At 70.7% G+C, this 18,293-nt stretch carries 19 protein-coding genes and 3 tRNA genes; 14 read left to right on the top strand and 8 right to left on the bottom strand.

Annotated features, from left to right (window positions below; genetic code table 11):
• Window positions 1-17 precede the first annotated feature (17 nt).
• The 5 genes from AC0680_RS23155 to mreB all read left to right on the top strand — a co-directional run bounded on the left by AC0680_RS23155 (window position 18) and on the right by mreB (window position 3,881).
• A complete protein-coding gene (locus AC0680_RS23155; RefSeq protein ID WP_478631789.1) occupies window positions 18-1,037 on the top strand; it encodes a DMT family transporter in 1,020 nt (339 codons plus the stop codon).
• Window positions 1,034-1,258, top strand: coding sequence for a Trm112 family protein (locus AC0680_RS23150; RefSeq protein WP_478631786.1), 225 nt, complete (start codon window positions 1,034-1,036; stop codon window positions 1,256-1,258). The genes AC0680_RS23155 and AC0680_RS23150 overlap by 4 nt, the downstream gene beginning before the upstream one ends.
• On the top strand, window positions 1,255-2,064 hold the full coding sequence (locus AC0680_RS23145) for an FkbM family methyltransferase (protein WP_478631783.1): 810 nt from the start codon (window positions 1,255-1,257) through the stop codon (window positions 2,062-2,064). Before AC0680_RS23150 ends, AC0680_RS23145 begins: the two co-directional genes overlap by 4 nt.
• Window positions 2,048-2,656: a hypothetical protein gene (locus tag AC0680_RS23140; protein WP_478631780.1), complete on the top strand. Its 609-nt coding sequence runs from the start codon at window positions 2,048-2,050 to the stop codon at window positions 2,654-2,656. Before AC0680_RS23145 ends, AC0680_RS23140 begins: the two co-directional genes overlap by 17 nt.
• A 193-nt stretch (window positions 2,657-2,849) precedes the next feature.
• Entirely contained in the window at window positions 2,850-3,881 is a 1,032-nt protein-coding gene (mreB, locus tag AC0680_RS23135) for a rod shape-determining protein (protein WP_384427129.1), read from the top strand.
• Between the two features lie 74 nt (window positions 3,882-3,955).
• On the opposite strand, the gene AC0680_RS23130 is transcribed toward mreB, so the two are convergent.
• The 3 genes from AC0680_RS23130 to AC0680_RS23120 all read right to left on the bottom strand — a co-directional run bounded on the left by AC0680_RS23130 (window position 3,956) and on the right by AC0680_RS23120 (window position 5,621).
• The gene (locus AC0680_RS23130) at window positions 3,956-4,552 is read right to left on the bottom strand and encodes a histidine phosphatase family protein (RefSeq protein ID WP_478631777.1); all 597 of its coding nucleotides are present in this window, start codon (window positions 4,550-4,552) and stop codon (window positions 3,956-3,958) included.
• A gap of 11 nt (window positions 4,553-4,563) precedes the next feature.
• Window positions 4,564-4,956, bottom strand: coding sequence for a thioredoxin (gene trxA, locus AC0680_RS23125; RefSeq protein ID WP_384427125.1), 393 nt, complete (start codon window positions 4,954-4,956; stop codon window positions 4,564-4,566).
• 302 nt (window positions 4,957-5,258) lie between these two features.
• Window positions 5,259-5,621 carry a cupin domain-containing protein gene (locus AC0680_RS23120; RefSeq protein ID WP_478631772.1) on the bottom strand — a complete coding sequence of 121 codons (363 nt, stop codon included), beginning with the start codon at window positions 5,619-5,621 and terminating at the stop codon, window positions 5,259-5,261.
• A gap of 237 nt (window positions 5,622-5,858) precedes the next feature.
• On the opposite strand from AC0680_RS23120, the gene AC0680_RS23115 reads away from it, so the two are divergent.
• The 6 genes from AC0680_RS23115 (at window position 5,859) to AC0680_RS23090 (ending at window position 11,644) form a co-directional block, all read left to right on the top strand.
• Window positions 5,859-6,734: a glycosyltransferase family 2 protein gene (locus tag AC0680_RS23115; RefSeq protein ID WP_478631770.1), complete on the top strand. Its 876-nt coding sequence runs from the start codon at window positions 5,859-5,861 to the stop codon at window positions 6,732-6,734.
• Between the two features lie 16 nt (window positions 6,735-6,750).
• Window positions 6,751-7,518, top strand: coding sequence for a GNAT family N-acetyltransferase (locus tag AC0680_RS23110; RefSeq protein ID WP_478631768.1), 768 nt, complete (start codon window positions 6,751-6,753; stop codon window positions 7,516-7,518).
• 225 nt (window positions 7,519-7,743) lie between these two features.
• On the top strand, window positions 7,744-8,430 hold the full coding sequence (locus AC0680_RS23105) for a hypothetical protein (protein WP_478631765.1): 687 nt from the start codon (window positions 7,744-7,746) through the stop codon (window positions 8,428-8,430).
• A gap of 240 nt (window positions 8,431-8,670) precedes the next feature.
• Window positions 8,671-9,441: an AfsR/SARP family transcriptional regulator gene (locus tag AC0680_RS23100; RefSeq protein ID WP_478631763.1), complete on the top strand. Its 771-nt coding sequence runs from the start codon at window positions 8,671-8,673 to the stop codon at window positions 9,439-9,441.
• 254 nt (window positions 9,442-9,695) lie between these two features.
• Entirely contained in the window at window positions 9,696-10,415 is a 720-nt protein-coding gene (locus AC0680_RS23095; RefSeq protein WP_478631760.1) for a DUF5819 family protein, read from the top strand.
• Window positions 10,412-11,644, top strand: coding sequence for an HTTM domain-containing protein (locus AC0680_RS23090; protein WP_478631758.1), 1,233 nt, complete (start codon window positions 10,412-10,414; stop codon window positions 11,642-11,644). Before AC0680_RS23095 ends, AC0680_RS23090 begins: the two co-directional genes overlap by 4 nt.
• Before the next feature lie 278 nt (window positions 11,645-11,922).
• On the opposite strand, the gene AC0680_RS23085 is transcribed toward AC0680_RS23090, so the two are convergent.
• Window positions 11,923-12,441, bottom strand: a complete 519-nt coding sequence (locus AC0680_RS23085; RefSeq protein WP_478631757.1) for a hypothetical protein — start codon at window positions 12,439-12,441, stop codon at window positions 11,923-11,925.
• Between the two features lie 355 nt (window positions 12,442-12,796).
• The gene (locus AC0680_RS23080; protein ID WP_478631754.1) at window positions 12,797-13,699 is read right to left on the bottom strand and encodes a GNAT family N-acetyltransferase; all 903 of its coding nucleotides are present in this window, start codon (window positions 13,697-13,699) and stop codon (window positions 12,797-12,799) included.
• Window positions 13,700-14,033: 334 nt separating this feature from the next.
• Here AC0680_RS23080 and AC0680_RS23075 point away from each other — a divergent pair, with 334 nt between their 5' ends.
• Entirely contained in the window at window positions 14,034-15,464 is a 1,431-nt protein-coding gene (locus AC0680_RS23075; protein WP_478631752.1) for a PA14 domain-containing protein, read from the top strand.
• Window positions 15,465-15,610: 146 nt separating this feature from the next.
• On the opposite strand, the gene AC0680_RS23070 is transcribed toward AC0680_RS23075, so the two are convergent.
• The 3 genes from AC0680_RS23070 to AC0680_RS23060 all read right to left on the bottom strand — a co-directional run bounded on the left by AC0680_RS23070 (window position 15,611) and on the right by AC0680_RS23060 (window position 16,017).
• Window positions 15,611-15,687 (bottom strand) — tRNA-Ile (locus tag AC0680_RS23070).
• A 179-nt stretch (window positions 15,688-15,866) separates the two neighbouring features.
• Window positions 15,867-15,939 (bottom strand) — tRNA-Asn (locus AC0680_RS23065).
• 5 nt (window positions 15,940-15,944) lie between these two features.
• Window positions 15,945-16,017 (bottom strand) — tRNA-Asn (locus AC0680_RS23060).
• Window positions 16,018-16,236: 219 nt separating this feature from the next.
• Here AC0680_RS23060 and AC0680_RS23055 point away from each other — a divergent pair.
• Together AC0680_RS23055 and AC0680_RS23050 are read left to right on the top strand one after the other, a co-directional pair.
• Entirely contained in the window at window positions 16,237-16,536 is a 300-nt protein-coding gene (locus AC0680_RS23055) for a YtxH domain-containing protein (protein ID WP_399147875.1), read from the top strand.
• Between the two features lie 193 nt (window positions 16,537-16,729).
• A complete protein-coding gene (locus AC0680_RS23050; protein ID WP_478631749.1) occupies window positions 16,730-18,211 on the top strand; it encodes an FGGY family carbohydrate kinase in 1,482 nt (493 codons plus the stop codon).
• Window positions 18,212-18,293: the final 82 nt, after the last annotated feature.

The following is an 18,293-nucleotide window of genomic DNA, read 5'->3' as shown; positions in this document are numbered from 1 at the left end:
ACGAAGGAGGTAGCGCGATGCTGTGGTGGGGCGTGGCGTCCGCGCTGCTCGCCAATGTCCTGTACAGCACCGGCTTCGTGCTGGAGAAGCGCGCGCTGGCCACGCTGCCTGCGCTGAGCACCCGCCGGCCCGCCCGGGTCGTCGGCCACCTCCTGTCCAGTCCGCTGTGGCTCGGCGGCTCACTCGCGCTGGCCGCCGGATTCGCCGCCCAGCTCGCCGTCTACCGGACCCTGCCCCTCGCCGCCGCCCAGGGCATCTTCGTGTCGGGTCTGGTCCTGTTGCTGCTCCTCTCCTCGGTCGTCCTGGGCGAGCGGACCAGCGGCCGGGAGCGGCAGAGCATCGTGGCGATCCTGATCGCGCTCGTCCTGGTCGTCGCCTCCCTCCAGGGCGAGGACGCTCGCGCCATCGCCCGCACCGCCCCGCCCGCGACGCTGCTCACCATCGCCGTGCCCTCACTGGCCGCCGGGCTGCTGCTCTACCGCTCGGCCGAACGGCGTGCCATGCGCCGCCACCGGCTGCCGACCGCCGGCGTCCCCTACGGGGTGGCCGTCGGCCTGCTCTACGGCGTCAGCTCACTGGCCATCAAGGGCGTCTCCGGCCTGCTCACCACCGACGACATCGCGGGCGCCGCCGCCCAGCTCCTCCGCTCGCCCTACCCCTACCTCCTGCTCTTCACCGGAGCCACCGGTCTGGTCCTGTCCCAGACCGCGCTGCAGCGCTGCCGTGCCTCCGTGATCGTCCCCGTCTGCACCACCGTCACCTGCGTCTTCACCGTCGCCTGCGGCACCGTGGCGTTCGGCGAACCGCTACCCGCCGATCCGCTGCGACTCGCCCTGCGGCTGGGCGGCACCGCCGTCGCCGTCACCGTCCTGCTCGCACTGCCGCGCCATGAAAACGCCCCCGCCGGGCCCACCCACGACACGACCGCCATGCCTGGTCATGACACCCCCGACGGACCTGGTCATGACGCCGCGGGCCCGCCACCTCACGTCCCCACCACCCCACCCCGCCATCCGGCCAACGGAGTTGAGCCATGAAGCCCGATGACCCGCTGCTGCAGATCCTCGTCTGCCCCCTCGACAAGGGCCCGCTGTCCCTCCTCGCCCCCGACGGCATCCTCTACAACCCCCGGCTGCGCCGCCGCTATCCGATCCTCGACGGCATTCCCCAGCTCCTCCCCTCCTCCGGTGAACAGGTCAGCGACGCCGAGCACGACCGTCTGCTGCGCCGCCTCACGGGGCAGGGGGCGCCGTCGTGACGCTCGCCGCGCGGCTCGGGCCCCGGCTGCCCGCCCGGCTGGTGTCGGCACTGGCGGGCGGGCTCTATCCGCGCTTCGAGCCGGAGCTGCGGCGGCTCGCCGACTTCTGCCCACCGGGCGGCACGGCCGTCGATGTGGGTGGGTGGTACGGCCCCTGGACCCGGCGGCTGGCCCGGCGGGCCGACCGGGTCGTCACGATCGAGCCCGTCCCCCATCTGGCCCGCCTGATCGCTTCCGTCGCACCGCCTCATGTCGACGTGGTCCCCGCGGCGGCCACCGACCACGCCGGCTGCGCCACCCTCTGGCTCCCCCCGGACGGCCGCGGCGACCGCGGGGTCTGCTCGCTCGTACGCCGCGAGCTGCACGCCGCCACCCTCGACGTGCCCTGCCTCCCCCTGGACGCGCTCGGGTTGGCGTCCGTCACCCTGATCAAGGTGGATGTGGACGGTGCGGAGCTGGCGGTGCTGCGCGGCGCGGCCGACACCGTCGAGCGTGACCGGCCGGCGCTGTTCGTGGAGTTGGAGAGCCGCATCCAGCCGCTCGCGCCCGTGCTCGACTGGACGGCGGCCCATGGCTATCGCGGCTGGGTCCTGCCGCACGACCGCTGGCTGCCACTGGACGACTTCGATCTGCCGGCCCATCAGTCCCGCACCTCCCACGTCGCCGAACACGGCCTGCTGCGCCGCTCCCTCGCACCGCACCGCCGCTATGTGAACTCCGTGCTCTTCCTCCCCGACGGCGACCGCCCCGGACCCCCCGAAACCCCCGCCGTCCACGACCATGTCCATCATGAGCCCCACCACTGACAATGACCCGCCCACCGGCCCCGGCACCCCCTTTGACCTGCCGGGACCCGTCGCCTTTCAGCTCGTGCTGCTGCGCCGGATGGCCGACCACCACCCCGGCATGGTCGAGGACGCACTGCGTGCCCTGCACGTCTCCCGCGCCGACATGCGGGAGGCCAACCGCCGCTGGCAGGCACGGATGCACGCCCCGAGGGCGGGCGGCGTCCAGCCCTACCGTGCGCTGCTGGGCGCCCCGCAGACCGTCACCGCCCGCCGGATCGGCGACCTGACCTGCGAGGCCCTGACCTGGCCGGTCCCCCTCTGGCCCGACCTGCGGTTCGAGGTCCTCACCGCGGCCCGGGGCACCGTCTGGAACGCCTGGCTGGTCCGGGCGCCCGGGGCCCCGTCTCCCGAGTTGCGGACCACCGCGGACCTGGCTCCGTGGTCCTGCACCGTCGACGAGGTCGCACGCGCCTTCGCCCCGGCCCGCCCGATGGAGGGCAGCGCCCCCACCCGCTGGCGGCTGGCCTGCACGGCTCCGGGCTCCGACGGCACCCCGCGGAACATCGTCACGGAATTCACCTGGGGGCTCTACCAGCGCCGCGTCGACTGAGCCCCGGCCATCGGCGCGCCACCACCCCGGCCCCGCTCACCCGTTCGCCGTAGCCCGCCCCTCCCCGTCCCCCGACCGGACCCTCCCAGCGGGCGGCCCCCCATGGGCGATCAGAGGATGGCGCACGAGCGGTCCGTGCGAACGGGCCGTGTGAGCGCTCCGTCCATACCGGCCCACCGCGGAGGAATCACCCATGACCATCAGCCTCGCCCAATTGCGGCGCTGCTCGGCCGCCGTCGACCTCGGCGCGGCCCGGACCAGGGTGTACGTCAAGAATCAGGGGCTGGTCGTCGATGAACCGAGCGTCGCCGCCATCAACACCCGTACCGGGGCGTTGCTGGCCGTCGGCGAGCAAGCCGAGTTGATGGACGGCCGCACCCCCGACCACATCCGTGTGGTCCGCCCGGTCTCCGGCGGCACCGTCGTCGATATCGACATGGCCCAGCGACTGCTGCGCACCCTGGTCGGCAACGGGCTGCGCAAGACCTGGCGGCGCCGCCCCACGATGCGGGCCGCGGTCTGCCTCCCGTACGGCAGCGAGCCGCTTGCCCAGCGGGCCGCCGTGGAGACACTGACCGGGCTCGGCGCGCGACGGGTCGAACTGGTCGACACCCTGGTCGCCGCCGCCGTCGGCTCCGGACTCCCGGTGGAGCAGCCGGAGGCGACCATGATCGTGATGTGCGGCGCGGGCACCACACAGGTCGCGGTGCTGTCGCTGGGCTCCATCGTGGCCGCGGAGAGCGTGCCGGTGGGCGGCAACGCCATCGACCACGCCGTCATCCAGCATCTGCGGCAGCACCACGAACTGATGCTGGCGAGCCAGGCCGTGCGCCCGCTGCATCTGATCCTGTCCGGTGGTGACGGGCTCACCCCCGGCTCCACCGAGGTGCACGGCCGGGACGTGGTCAGTGGAATGGCACGCTCCGTGCATGTCGACACCGAGCGGGTACGGGACGCCATCATCACCCCGCTGACCGCGATCCTCGACGGCATCGGAGCCGTACTGCGGCGCTGCCCGCCGGATCTGGTGGCCGACCTCGGCGAGCGCGGCATCATGCTCGCCGGCGGCAGCGCACTGATCCCCGGTCTGGAGCCGATGATCCATCAGGCCACCAGCATGCCGGTGCACACCGCGGACCGACCGGACACCTGCGCCGTCATGGGACTCGGCGCCATGATCGAGGGCAAGGTCCAGCCCCTGCACCTCGACCCGATGGCGCCGTAGCGGCGTTCACAGGCTCCAGCAGGTCACAGACTCCCGGAGTTCACAGGCTTGTGGATTTCACAGGCTCCCGGAGTTCACAGGCTCCTGGCGTTCCAGGCCACCACCGCGGGGCGGTCGTGCTCCGTTCCCAGAACGCCGACGGTCCCGGTCTCGAAGGTGAACATTCCACCCGCCGCGGCCGGCAGTCCGAGCCTGCGCGCGGCCAGTACCCGCAGGAAGTGCGCATGCGCCACCAGCGCCACATCGCCCTTGTCGGCCCGCAGCTGCGGCACGATCCGGGCCAGCACCCGGTCGGCGCGCGCGCCGACCTGCTCGGGGGACTCCCCCGGGTGCTCGTTGGGGCCCTGGGCGACACCGTCGGAGAACAGATACCAGCCGGGCCGCTCGCGATGGATCTCGGCGGTGGTGATGCCCTCATAGCCGCCGTAGTCCCATTCCCGCAGGTCGGGATCGATCCGCGGAAGGGCTAGGCCCGCCAGCTCCGCGGTGCGCAGCGCCCGCACCATCGGGCTGGCGTACACCTGAGCGATCTTCCGGCCCGACAGCAGCGGCCGCAGCGCACGGGCCTGCTCCTCGCCATGGGCGGTCAGCGGCAGATCGGTCCAGCCGGTGTGCCGGCCGTTCCGGCTCCACTCGGTCTCGCCGTGCCGGACCAGAAGTAGCTCGCTCACGGGGCCCGAGCCTACTGGCCCGACCCGCCCTGCGCCTGCCCGCTCTCCTGGGCCTCGGCGACCGAGGTCCGGACCTCGTCCATGTCCAGCGCGCGGGCCTGGCCGATGACGTCCTCCAGGGCCTCCGCCGGCAGCGCGCCCGGCTGCGCGAACACCGCGATGTTCTGCCGCACGATCATGACCGTCGGGATGGACTGGATCTGGAAGGCCTGCGCCAGCTCCGGCTGGGCCTCCGTGTCGACCTTGGCGAAGACCAGGTCGTCGTGCTTCTCCGAGGACCGCTCGAAGATCGGGCCGAACTGCTTGCAGGGACCGCACCACTCGGCCCAGAAGTCGATCAGGACGAAATCGTTGCCGGAGACGATCTCGTCGAAGTTTTCCTTGGTGAGCTCAACCGTGCTCATGCGTACGTCCCTGCTTCCGGTCTGTCGACGATGTCCACTCGGTCTCCGGCAGCGGCAACAGGATCAACCCGTGCCGTATTCCCATGCCGGACCGCCGGCTCCCCTGCCCACCGAACGCGTTCCTAGACATCCCGACCGACGTGGGGAAACACACGCCGCACCGGTTACGGGCACCCCGCACTCACCACAAGCGGCATCCGCACACCACCAGGTCCCGGGACCGGCTCCCGGGACCTGGTGCGGGCACGCGGCCCTGCGGTCCTCCTCATCGCTCCGTCTCAGCAAGCCGCACCGGCCACCGGCTAATCCTTGGCCTTGGCGTACTCCGTCGCCATCCCGCCCGCGAAGTCGTACACGATGACCTGTTCCTCGCCGACGACCCAGGCGTCATGGCCGGGCGGGCAGACGAAGACATCGCCGGGCCCCACTTCGGACTCCGCGCCGTCGTTCATCCTGATCCGCATACGGCCCTGGACCATGACACCGTTGTGGTGGACCTCGCAGCTGTCGGTCCCCGCGATCGGGCCGACCGACTCCGACCAGCGCCAGCCCGGATCAAAGGTGGCCACGGCGAAGTCCAGCCCGGTCAGGTGCACGGCTTCGAGGTGACCCCTGGGAAAGTCGCGTCGCTCGTCCGGCTTGTCGATCGTTTTGATCTCCATCATGAGGGCTACCTCCCGCCACCCCCACCGGTCGTTCTCCCCCGCTCCCTCCATGGTGCGCCCACCGCGGGACCGACGGCCACACGGACGCGCGTACGTGAGCGGGTACGCGCGTGCGTACGTACTCACCGGTACTCGACGGGGATGTCGCCCTGCGGGTGCGGTGGCGCGCAGCTGCTTACCCCGAGGGCTAGCATCCGAAACAACCGGGCAAGCCCGCCAAGAACGGAGCATCCTTCTGTGCGTCATCTGCGCGTAGGCGTCGCCATCTTGACCATGGGAAACCGTCCCGCCGAGCTGACCGCGCTGCTGGATTCGGTCGCCAAGCAGGACCTCCAGCCGGCCCACATCGTCGTCGTCGGGAACGGCTCGCCGCTGCCGCCGCTGCCGCACGGCGCGACGGGTGTGGAGCTGAGCGAGAACCTGGGCGTCTCCGGAGGCAGAAACGTCGCCCTGGACGAACTGCGCAAGCTCGGAGACCTGGACGTGGTGGTCGACCTGGACGACGACGGCCTGCTGATCAGCCCGGACGTCCTCAGCCGGCTCGCCGAACTCCACGCGGGCGACCCGGAGTTGGGCATCGTGAGCTTCCGCATCGCCGACGAGCTCGGCCGCACCCAGCGCCGCCACGTCCCGCGCCTGCGGGCCGGCGACCCGCGGCGCGGCGGCCTGGTGACGACGTTCCTCGGCGGCGGGCACTCGCTGTCCGTACCGATGCTGGACCGCATCGGCGGCTGGCCCGACGACTTCTTCTACGCGCACGAGGAGACCGACCTGGCCTGGCGGGCCCTGGACGACGGCTGGCGCATCCGCTATGCCCCGGAGATCGTGCTCCAGCACCCGTACACCTCACCCACCCGGCACGCGGTCTACCACCGCATGGTCGCCAGGAACCGCGTGTGGCTGGCGAAGCGTCATCTGCCCGCGGTCCTGGTGCCGCTCTACCTGGGCGTATGGGCAGCGCTGACGGCCGTACGCAGCCGCTCGGTGGCCGGCATGCGCGCCTGGGCCGCCGGCTTCGCCGAGGGGGTACGGACGCCCTGCGGACGGCGCCGGCCGATCCGCTGGCGCACGGTGTGGCGCATGACGCGGCTCGGCCGCCCGCCGGTCATCTGAGGGCGGGGACCACCTGATGCAGCTCCTCGCCTTTCCCGAAGCCGCGACCCCGCCCGAGCTCCGCCGGCAGGTGCGCGCTCTCCATGACGAGGCATGGCCCCCGACCGGCGGTCCGCCCCAGTCCCCGTCCGCGCCCCGGACCGGCGCTTCGGCCGGCGCGACGGCCGACGACGGCGACCAGTCGCACCACGATCCCGCGCTGCACCCCGTCTCGATGCTGCTGGTGGACAACGGCACGGTGCTGGCGGCCCTGGACATCCTCTCCAAGCCGATCGTGCACGCCGGCCGCCGCTATCGGGCGGGCGGGCTGAGCACCGTGGTGACCCGCCGCGCCGTCCGCGGCCGGGGACACGGCCGCCGCCTGGTGACCGCCGCCCGCGAATCCATGGCCGGCTCGACCTCGTTCCCGAATCCGCTCCCGCCCCCGAATCCCATCCCGGCCCCACACCCACCCCTGGGCCTGAACCAGGACTTGGACCTGAACCAGGACCTGAACCAGGACCTGAACCAGGACCTGAACCTGGACCTGGACCTGGACCTGGACCTGGGGATCTTCACCTGCGACCGCCCCTTGCAGAGCTTCTACGAGAGCGCAGGCTGGCACCCGTTGCCCGGAACTGTGCTAGTAGGAGGAACGCCGCAGGCCCCCTTCCCCAGCGACCGGCCCGGCTTCGACAAAGTCACCATGGCGGACTTCTTCTCCCCCGAGGCCCGCCGGGACCGCACCGCGTTCCACCACACCCGCATCGCCCTGCACCCGGGCGACATCGACAGACTCTGGTGACCCGCCCCGACTGATCGCCTGGGGCAACGGCTTCGCATGTCAGTCAGGTGAACGTCGGCGCGGCGGTGCGACATCCCGGCCACGGGTGGTACAGCACGCATTGTGAGCTCCCAACCGCCGACCGGCCCGCCCAGCGGCCCCCTGCACGGGGAGCCGGCGCCCACTCCGCCACCTCCCCCACCCCCTCAGCAGCCCAAGCGGCGCGTCGCACCTGTGCTCATCGGTGTGGCCGTTGCCATCGTGGTGCTGGTGACGGCGATCTCCTTCTTCGCGTCCATCGGCGGCGATGACGAGGGGGAGCCTTCGGGCAACCCCTCCAAAATTCCGAGCGTCAGCTCGTCCGCGGCGGCTCGCAATCTCGCGAAACGCGTGACGCTGACACCCGAGGACTGGGGCAGTTCGTTCGTTCGGGATTCTCCCTATGAGAATTCCCAACAATATTGGACGGTTGTCGATCAGGACTGCAAATTCACGTCGAAAGCGCTGGCCGGTGCGCTCGATAGCCTGAAGCGCAACGTCAGGGAATCGAATAAGACGGCATATAGCTCCTCCACACTTATCACCTACAAGGGAGCGGATACCGCCGGACGTGCCGTCGTCCTGCAGCGCGAGCCTTTGCGGCGATGTCCGACACAGAGCATGGCCGAAGGCAAGGACCAGGTCGAGAATGTCCACGAGGTCGACGTTCCCGACCTGAAGGGCTTTGATGACGTGGCGGCCGAGGAAGGCCATGAAGTTGTCGATGCAGATGGCCGGAAGGTAGACAATTACTACACGTATCTCACGGCCCGCAAAGGGCAGTACGTACTGCAGTCGGTCGTGACCCGCAGCGGGTCCGACACACAGGAGCAGACCCGCGACGATGCGGTCAATGCCCTCTCGCTCATGCTGGGCCGTCTTGAGAGCGGTTGACCTGCCGGGAGTCACCCCGGGACGGCGATGGCGATGGCGCACAGGGTAAGCCTCATTCGCCTCGGTGACGCACCGCCTGAGGAAAAACATCTCACCAATGTCGAACAATTCGACAACCCACCGCGAGCGGCGCAACATGAAATTGGTGGGAGGTGCACAGGTGATCGCGAACCTCAGGCAACGTCGGCGCGGCCGGTGGGGTGTACGCCGAGCAGACGGGCCTCTCCACGATCAACGGTCATGAGCCCGGACGCGCTCATACTCTCCGGACCGCACGCGAATCACTGGCCTGCCGCGCGGATAGCCCTTCTCGGTGGTTTCGATCTGCTGGTCGGCGATGTGCCGGTACTGGTCTCCGTCGGTTCGAAGCGACTCCTGGCGTTCATCGCTCTCAATGGCCGTACGGCTGCCGCCCGGTCTCTGGTCGCCGGGAGTCTCTGGCCGGAGGCAAGCGAGCAGAGCGCGTACGCGAACCTGCGGTCGGCGTTGTCGCGTCTGTGCAGCACCGGCAGGAGAGCCCTGGAGGTCAGCACCACCGACGTACGTCTCGCGCGGGACGTCAGCGTCGACCTGTACCTCGCACGGTCACTGGCCCAGCGCATACTCGACCCCGGCGTCCCCGCCGAAGCGCTCCACCTCAATGCGGCGACCGTCGATCAGCTCTCCCGTGACCTGCTGCCCGGCTGGTACGACGACTGGGCGTTGCAGGAGGCGGAGCGGTGGCAGCAGCTCCGCATCCACGCACTCGAGTCCCTGGCGGGAGCCTTCATCGCCACGAAGCAGTTCGCCGGGGCGGTGGCGGCCGCCCACGCGGCCGTACAGGCCAATCCGCTGCGGGAGAGCAGCCAGGCGTCGCTGATCCGCGCCCACCTGGCGGAAGGCAACCTGTCCGAGGCGCTGGACGACTTCGAACGCTACGAGCACCGCCTCCACGACGAGCTCGGACTCCGGCCCACGCGGCGGTTGCGCCATCTCGTGGACGGGCTGCAGCGGCAGTACCCCGGTCGTTGACGAGGCCCTGGGGCAGCGCGGCGCCGCCCTCGTCGTGACGTACGGCGGCCCCGCGGTCGGCGCCCCGGCGGCTCCGGGCTCCGTCGCATACGGTCCCCTCGCACCGGACCGCCCCCTCAGCCATTCGGCCCAACAGCAGGTATGCATGGCAATGAGCGTATTTATTCTGATCTGGCGACGGTGATTCGCTGGATGCCCAGGTGCTCCGTCAGTGAACGTGCTGAATGTTCGGGACCCGTGATCGGGGGAGCATCGTGGAGCCACGCGGGGCCTCGGACGAGACAGGCGCGGACGGCGCCGACGAAGGCGAGGCGCCCGGACGGTCCGCCGTCGTCCGCGCGTTGCCGCCGGCGCCGAACGGGTCCTGGTCGCTGCTGTCGCGGATCGTGATCATGGCGGCCATCGGGGTGCTCACGATCGGTGTCACGCTCCACCTGCTTCTGGTGTTCTTGTACGTCGCCCCGTCGAACGCCATCAGCAAGGAGTACAACGGGGTGATCAGCGGCTACGTCTATCCGGAGTTCGATCAGAACTGGCAGCTGTTCGCCCCGAACCCGCTCCAGTCCAACATCGCCGTGCACGCCCGCGCCGAGGTCGCGTTCCCCGACGGCTCGCGGCGCACGACGGACTGGCTGGCCATGACCGCCCAGGACCTCCGCGAGATCAGACGCAATCCCGCGCCCAGTCACGCGCACCAGAACCTGCTGCGTCAGGCCTGGGACTTCTACAACAGGACGCACGACGTCAAGGGGCGGGCGCTGGGCCTGCGCGGCGAACTCGCCGAAGCCTTCGTGAACCGGATCGCGGCTCACCGGCTCGGGCCGCGGATCGACGGCGGTCGAGTGGTCAAGGTGCAGATCTACGCGTCGTACACCCCGATCATCCCGCCCAAGTGGACCAGCAACCGCGGGAGCACCAAGAAGACCTACCAGGTGCTTCCCTGGTGGACGGTCTCCGAGAAGGAGTTCCCGTGAGCGTCGAGAAGGACACTGCCCGGACGGCCTCCCCCTTCAAGGGCATGGACACCAGGCTCGACGCGGCGATCGCCAAGGGCCTGAACAGGATCACGAGCACACCACTCGCGCCGTACCAGGCCGCGGTCGTCCGTATCGGCTTCTCCCTGACCTTCGCGCTCTACCTCCTCCGCGAATGGCCGTACCGGCTGGACCTGTACGGCACCACCAACCCATGGGGATTCGACCTGGCCCAGCGCCTCGTCGACTCGAACCACGCGTTCACGGTCCTGCTGTGGTCGCACCACAGGCTGTGGTTCGAACTGGTCTACCACGGGCTGATCGCCGCGAGTCTGCTGCTGCTCCTGGGGTGGCACACCCGCACGATGGCGACGCTGTTCATGGTCGGGGTGCTGTCACTGATGAACCGCAGCATCCTCCTGGGGGACGGCGGCGACACCCTCATCCACCTGATGGCGAGCTATCTGGTACTCACGCGGTGCGGGCAGGTGTGGTCGCTGGACGCCCGACGGCGGGAGCGCACGGCGACACCGCGCCCGGACGGCTGCGACCGGGTGAGCGTGGCGCTGTGGATCCTCGCCGGCGCGGGCCTCGCCCTCGCACAGGTGACGGGGTTCGCCAAACTCCCCATGGGCTGGGGACTGGTCCTCTGGGGACTGTGGTTGACCCAGGCCCTGTGGTTCTGTGCAGGGCGGAGTCGTTCCCCGGAGGCACGGGCGTTGTTGGACGTCGTCGCCAACCTCGTCCACAACGCGGCGATGCTGGTGATCGCCGCCCAGGTATGCCTGCTCTACGCCACGGCCGGCTGGTACAAGATCCAGGGCATCCGCTGGCAGGACGGAAGCGCCGTGCACTACCCGCTCAATCTGCACTACTTCAGCCCGTGGACCGCTCTGTCCCACGCGCTCGACAGCCACTCCATCATGGTCACGCTGATCACCTACGGCACCGTGATCGCACAGGTCGCCTTCCCCTTCACTCTCCTCAACCGGCGGGTGAAGAATGCGCTGCTCGCGATCTTGATCACCGAACACGCCACCATCGCGGTGGTCTGCGGCCTGCCGTTCTTCTCGCTGGCGATGATCGCCTCTGACATGGTCTTCCTGCCGACGAACGCCCTGAAATGGGGTGGGTCGAGGATGGCGGCCGCGTGGGACCGCACCACGGCACGACTACGCCGGAACAAGGGCCCCGGCAGCCGTGACGCGGACCGGCGCGTGACCATCTGACGCGCCGTGCAGGAAGCCGACGGACCGGCCGTGCGAGCCGAGGGACCGTAGGCACCGACGGAGCCGACGGACGCGGCCCTCCGGCGGAATCGGCCCGTGGTGGGCACGAACCGCCAGAGGAATTGCGGGGAGTCGGGATCCACCGTCCCGCGGACGGTGAACGGCGCTCCCGGGCAGGAGGATTGCGTCCGTCCCGTCAGCATGAGCCGAGAGCTCTGCCGAGCGCGTGACCTGCCTCGGTCGTTGTTGTCCTGGCCGCCTCTGCTGACGCCCTTCGCTCAGCCGCCGGCACCCCCAGCACCCCCAGCGGGAGCGGCCGGAGCAGCCGGAGCGGCCGGAGCGGCCGGAGCAGCGGGAGCAGCCGGAGCGGCGGGAGCAGCGGGAGCGGCTCCACCCTGATCAGCGCCGGCCTTGGTGCCACCGGTGGTGGTCGTGGTGCCTCCGATTTCCTGGGCCACGGTGGTGGTCTGGTTGCCGATGGTGCCGCCGATTTCCTGGGACACGGTGGTGCGCGCGCCGGTGGTCTGGGTGACGGTGGTGGACTGGGCACCGGTGACGGTCTGGGAGACGGTGGTCGACTGGGCGCCGGTGGTGGTCTGGGCGCCGGTCGTCGTGGTTGCGCCGGTGGTGGTGCTGGCGCCGGTCGTCGTGGTGGTGCTGGTGCCGCCGCCCCCGCCGCCGCCCCCGCCGCCACCGCCGCCACCGCCCCTGCCGCGGACGCACAGCAGCCTGACCGAACCCGGAGCGACATTGATGATCTTGCCGGTCACCTTGCTGACGCACAGGACGTCAGGCACTGCCGGCGCCTCCTGTGTCGATTGTGTCGGCGCTTTCGCGGCCGCTGTTTCAGTGCCGGTCGTCCCTATCACCCCCATCGTTCCGGCGAGCGCAGCCGCCATGACTGACGCTCCGACCACGTGCGGAAGACGCTTGCGGATGCTTGTCATCACTGCGCCTCCTCTTCTCTTGAAGCCGTAGATACGTCCAGCGTGGGAGGGCAGCCATGACCGCGGCGTTGAAGTGGCGTGACCCTCGCGTGACGGCTCCGTTCTTCCTGGGTGGCCCCGCCTTCCGCCCGGAGCGGCCGCCGGCGTGCTGCTGCCCGGCCGCCGGCTCCGGGCGGAGTGTTCCGCGGCCGTCCGCCGCGGACGGTCAGACGAAGTCGATGCGCTCCTCGCTGACCGGGTAGCCCGCCGTCGCGAAATGCGCCGCCATCGGGAAGTTGCCCTGGTCGGTGGCGGCCGCGATGCGCGTCGCACCCCGCGCCACCAGGTCCTGTGTGCACTCCACCAGCAGGTCGTAGGCGTAGCCGTGGCCGCGCTGCTCCGGGAGGACGCCGATGAATCCGATGCAGGGGCCCGACGGGTTCCGGGCGGGGACGTGGATGCCCGCCACCTCGCCGGCCGGGGTGTAGGCCAGGCGCCACCAGTCCCGCGGGGAGGGCATCCAGGTGAGGATGCCCAGGAGTTCCTCGACGGCCCCGTCCCTGCCGTACTCCGCGATTTCGTGCAGGTCGTGGGCGTCCAAGGAGCCTTCCTGGATACGGCGCAGCACGCCCCGGACGACGTCGTCGTCCGGCTCCGGCCGGTACTCCAGGCGCCCGGTGCGCTCGGGGAGCGGGCAGGCGGAGGTCCAGGTGTAGCGGTAGCGCTCGACCAGTTTCCGCAGGCCGGCCGACTCGGCCGCGGCCATCCGGGCCTCGGCCGCGGCCCGCACGTCCGGCTGCTCGCGCCAGCCGGGCGGCAGCAGCAGGCTGTACTCGGCCTGAAGGGGGGCGGCGCGCAGCAGTTGGACGGCGGCCTCGGCGTCGGTGAAGTCGAACCAGTCGAGGGCGATGGGCTTTTCGTCCCCGGCCTTGGCCCACCAGGCCGCGCGGGCGACGACGACACCGTCGCGCAGCGCCACCCAGGTCCATTCGGGCCGGTACTGACCGCCGTCGGCGATCATTGCGTAGGTGTCGCCGAGGACGGCGCGGCCGACGATTCCCGGGTCGGGCAGGGAGGCGAAGAGGGGAGTCTCGCCCGCGGTGAGCGGACGGATGACCAATTCAGTCATGGGTGAAGCGATCCTTCGGGAGAGTGACGCGCTCCCGATCAGACCTGGGACGCCCGGTGGACGGGGCGGGAGCGCACGGCTGTTGTGGTGGACATCGCTCTCGCCTCCTTCTCTGTGATCACGGGCGTGCGCCCACCCTAGGCGCGATCGCTCGCGGTCGTCCAGGCATTTACTCGCAGTCGTCCAGGCAGTTGTCCGCGGACGACACGCCGCGATCGCCCCCGGGCCCTGCACGTCATCCGCGCATCACGCCATCCGCGCGCCGTGCAACCTTCTTCCCACCTCACGAGTCTCCGCGCTGTATGTCTTGACCCGCACAGCGCGAAAGGTCCCCGTGCACCAGAAGAGACTCGTCGTCGCCCGGACCGGTGGCGTCATGTCCGCCGTCGTCCTCGGCAGCCTGCTGGCCGCCGCCCCGCAGGCGGCCGCCGCCGACGTCACCTGCTCGACCAACGTCTACAAGCGGACGTTCTACAAGAACACCTCGTTCTCCGGCTCCCCGGTGAAGACCGACTGCGACAGCGCCATCGACCAGAGCTGGTCCGGCAGCCCGGTCTCCGGCATGCCGTCGGACAACTTCGGCGTCCGCTGGTCGGTGACCCGCGACTTCGGCTCCGGCGGGCCGTTCACGTTCACCGCCTCCGCCACCGACGGCGTCCGGGTCTACCTGGACGGGGTCCGCAAGATCGACCTGTGGAAGGGCACAGGTGACACCGCCCGCTCCCAGAGCGTCAACCTCACCGTCCCCTCCGGCAAGCACACCCTCCGCGTCGACTACGCGAACTGGAGCGGCGCCGCGAAGGTCAAGTACACGTACGCACCCCGGACTTCGGCCACGTACGACACGACCAAGCCACTCGCCCCCACCGGCGTGCAGACCGCCTACAACACCACGACCCGCAAGACGACCGTCTCCTGGTCCGCCAACAAGGAGATGGACCTCGCGGGTTACGCCCTCTACCGGCGGCCCGTGGGCTCCGGCACCTGGACGCAGGTCACCACGACCACCGCCCGCAGCCACACCGACCCCCTCGTGAACCCCGACGACCGCACGCCCTACTACTACGAGGTCCGCGCCAAGGACAAGGCGGGCAACACCTCGTCGGGCAGCACCGACACCATCGTGCGCCCGCTGCCCGTGGTGACCGAGCTGACGGGCACGTACGACAAGGCGACCGGCAAGGTCACGCTGAAGTGGCCCCTCAACACCGAGCCGCACTTCGACCACTACACCGTCCTGAGCAACGACAAGGTGGACGGCTACTGGGTCTGGGTCCCGCTCGGCACCACCAAGGGCAACACCTGGACCACCGAGCCGGTCGTCGCCGACGGCGAGTGGGGCCACTACCGCGTCCTCGTCACCAACGACGGCGGCACCACCACCTACAACCCCAACGGGCTCTCCGGCACCGCCACCAATGAGCTCTGGCTCGAGATCCCCGACGGCATCGCCCCCGCCTACGCCCCCGAGCTGACCCTGGGCTCCTGCCCGACCGGCATCCAGGCGACCGTCACCGACAGCACGCCGGCCCCGATCCGCGACTTCACCGGCCTGGAGATCGAGCGCCGCGAGGCGGGCACGGACACCTGGTCGGCCGTCCTGCACAAGGGCTACGACCCGCGCCTCGCCACCGCCACGGCCACCGTCTGCGACCCGCTGCCCGCCGACGGGCGCAGCTACGAGTACCGCGCCCGCACCTATGACGCGGCCGGGAACTACTCGCCGTCCAGCGAGATCCGCACCGTGACCGTGCCGGTCGGCTGACGCCGTTCGCCGCTCGCTGTCCGCGGGCCGGTGGATCCGAACCCTCTGGATCTTGGTCTGAACGGATGAACGGGGGCCGCCGCGCTGAAGCGGTGACCCCCGTTCTCCGTATCGCCAGGTAGAAAGGATCTTCGCCCTGGGAGCTGTGGTGGGGCGGGTGGGACTCGAACCCACGGCCGACGGATTATGAGTCCGCTGCTCTAACCGGCTGAGCTACCGCCCCCCACGGCGCGTCGCGCACATTTGTGCGCGCCGTCTGCCGCAGCATAGCCGCTCATACGATCTGCTGCCCGTGAGGGCTGCCGTCGCGCGACATCGGACGCCCAAGAGGACTTCGATCACCCGGGGTTCGGTTCCACGACACAAGAAAAAGGACCCCTTCCGGGGTCCTCGTTCTCTCTGCTCCCCCGACTGGACTCGAACCAGTAACCCTCCGGTTAACAGCCGAATGCTCTGCCAATTGAGCTACAGGGGACCGAGCTCCCCCGACTGGACTCGAACCAGTAACCTGCCGGTTAACAGCCGGCTGCTCTGCCAATTGAGCTACAGGGGATTGCTCTGTGTGCCTCGAATGCACCGCTGTCCGGGCTTCCGGACGGCGCGCGCTCGCTGCGACACATACATTAGCGCAAGCAGGGGGGTGCTCCGCCAATCGGTATCGCCTCAGGTCACCTCGGGTGATCTCCGGCCCCGGAGGGTAGGGGCGCGGCACAGCCCGGCGTGCCGGTGCGTGGTGGCACCGGACGGGACCGACAGAGGGAAAGGTGGAGCGATGCGCTACCGGCTCACGTTCATCGCGGGACTGGCCACGGGGTACGTGCTCGGCGCACGAGCCGGCCGCGAGCGGTACGAGCAGCTCCGCAAGGCCGCCCAGCGGGTCGCGCAGAACCCGGCGGTCCGCAACAGTGCCGAGTCCGTCGCCCTGACCGGACGCGAGGCGGCGACCAAGGCGTTCGGAACGGTTTCCGCCAAGGTCGGGGACCGGCTGCCCGGAGCCGTCACCGACCGGGTCCGCTCCCTGCGGGAGCAGCGCGCCGCCGACGAGGACGACTGGGGAACCAGCAACACCTGAGCTCGGCGGGTCTACGGACCCGGACGGCTCGGAGAGACGACGGGGGGATGATCCCGGGGAGCGGCTCAGGGGGATGACCTCAGGGAATGCCCGGGGAGCGGGTCAGGGGGATGCCGGAAGGGGCCCGAGGTCGCCCCTCCCGGGCAAACCCTGACTCTCTCCTTATGCGTCCCATGAGGCATCATCTGGGGCCATGGGGATAGTCGCCGGATTGGACAGTTCGTCCGAGAGCACACGCATCGTCGTCTGCGATGCGGACACGGGTGCCGTCATCAGACGGGGGTATGCCCCGCACCCCGTCGAAAAGGGACCCGAGGCCGATCCGCAGGCATGGCTGATGTCACTGGGCGAGGCGGCCGGCAACGGGCTGCTCGAAGGCGTACAGGCCATCGGCGTCTCGGCGCAGCAGCACGGACTGCTGGCGCTGGACGCCGAGGGCAACCTCGTACGGCCGGCGCTGGTGGGCAACGACAAGCGGGCGCAGAGCGCGGCCGCGGACCTGGTCGACTCGCTGGGCGGGCGTGCCGCGTGGGCGCAGGCCGTCGGAGCGGTGCCGCAGGCCGCGCACCTGGTGACCAAGCTGCGCTGGCTGGCGCGTACGGAGCCGGCGAACGCGGCCCGGATAGCGGAGGTCATGCAGCCGCACGACTGGCTGGCCTGGCAGCTGCTGGGGCGGCCCGCACGGCGCACCACGGACCGCGGCGGGGCCTCGGCGACCGGCTTCTGGTCGGCGGCGAGCGCGTCGTACCGGCCGGATCTCGTGGAGCTGGCGCTCGGGCACCAGGTACGGCTGCCGGAGGTGCTGGGCCCCTCCGGGACCGCTGGCTTCACCCCGGAAGGGCTGCTGATCTCCGCGGGCACGGGCGAGACGATGGCGGCGGCGTTCGGGCTCGGCGTCGGAGAGGGTGACGCCGTGGTGTCGCTGGGCGCCTCGGGGTCGGTGTTCGGGATCCACCATGAGGCGCTGGCCGACCCGAGCGGCACGATCACCTCGTTCGCCGACGCCACCGGACGGCATCTGCCGGTGGTGCACACCAGCAACGCGGTGCGGGTGCTGCGCGGCGCGGCGGAGATGCTGGGGACGGACCTGGAGGGGGTCTCCGATCTGGCGCTGAAGTCGTCGCCCGGTGCGTACGGCATGGTGCTGCTGCCCTATCTGGAGGGCGAGCGGACGCCTCATCTGCCGCACACCGCCGGGTCGTTGCACGGGATGCGGCGGGAGAGCATGAAGCCGGAGCACCTGGCGCGGGCGGCCGTGGAGGGCATGCTCTGCGGCCTCGCCGACGCGCTGGACGTGCTGCGCGGGCGGGGCGTGGCGGTGCGCCGGGTGTTCCTGCTGGGCGCGGCGGCGGAGCTGGGCGCGGTGCAGGCGGTCGCGCCGGGGCTGTTCGGGGTGCAGGTCGTGGTGCCGCAGCCGGCGGAGTACGCGGCGCTGGGCGCGGCGCGGCAGGCGGCCTGGGCGTGGGGGGTCGCGCACGGCACGCTCACGCCGGCCGCCGGAGCGCCGGCCCATCCGGGCGGCGGGGCCGCCTGGGTCGATCCGCCGCAGTGGCCGGCCGCCGCGAGCCAGATCTTCGATCCGGGCGAGGAGCTGCCGGTCGGGCAGGCCGTGCGCCAGCAGTACGCGGCGGTGCGCGACGAGGCCCATCCGGGGGCGTTCCAGCGGGAGGCGTGAGGGCGCACCTTAGGGGCGGGGCGAACAGATCCCGTAGGGGATGCGAGCGCCCCCTGCGGGGCCACAACGGGGTGGGGTCGGG

Source organism: Streptomyces sp. NPDC043738, assembly GCF_056436545.1.
Note: the sequence above shows the minus strand (reverse complement) of the source record. Positions and strands in the feature narration are given on the sequence as shown.

Excerpts from the sequence above, each read along its gene's own strand:
- AC0680_RS23155 (WP_478631789.1), top strand. The coding sequence starts at position 18 with ATGCTGTGGTGGGGCGTGGCGTCCGCGCTGCTCGCCAATGTCCTGTAC.
- AC0680_RS23150 (WP_478631786.1), top strand. The coding sequence starts at position 1,034 with ATGAAGCCCGATGACCCGCTGCTGCAGATCCTCGTCTGCCCCCTCGAC.
- AC0680_RS23140 (WP_478631780.1), top strand. The coding sequence starts at position 2,048 with ATGAGCCCCACCACTGACAATGACCCGCCCACCGGCCCCGGCACCCCC.
- mreB (WP_384427129.1), top strand. The coding sequence starts at position 2,850 with ATGACCATCAGCCTCGCCCAATTGCGGCGCTGCTCGGCCGCCGTCGAC.
- trxA (WP_384427125.1), bottom strand. The coding sequence starts at position 4,956 with ATGAGCACGGTTGAGCTCACCAAGGAAAACTTCGACGAGATCGTCTCC.
- AC0680_RS23120 (WP_478631772.1), bottom strand. The coding sequence starts at position 5,621 with ATGATGGAGATCAAAACGATCGACAAGCCGGACGAGCGACGCGACTTT.
- AC0680_RS23110 (WP_478631768.1), top strand. The coding sequence starts at position 6,751 with ATGCAGCTCCTCGCCTTTCCCGAAGCCGCGACCCCGCCCGAGCTCCGC.
- AC0680_RS23100 (WP_478631763.1), top strand. The coding sequence starts at position 8,671 with ATGAGCCCGGACGCGCTCATACTCTCCGGACCGCACGCGAATCACTGG.
- AC0680_RS23080 (WP_478631754.1), bottom strand. The coding sequence starts at position 13,699 with ATGACTGAATTGGTCATCCGTCCGCTCACCGCGGGCGAGACTCCCCTC.
- AC0680_RS23055 (WP_399147875.1), top strand. The coding sequence starts at position 16,237 with ATGCGCTACCGGCTCACGTTCATCGCGGGACTGGCCACGGGGTACGTG.
- AC0680_RS23050 (WP_478631749.1), top strand. The coding sequence starts at position 16,730 with ATGGGGATAGTCGCCGGATTGGACAGTTCGTCCGAGAGCACACGCATC.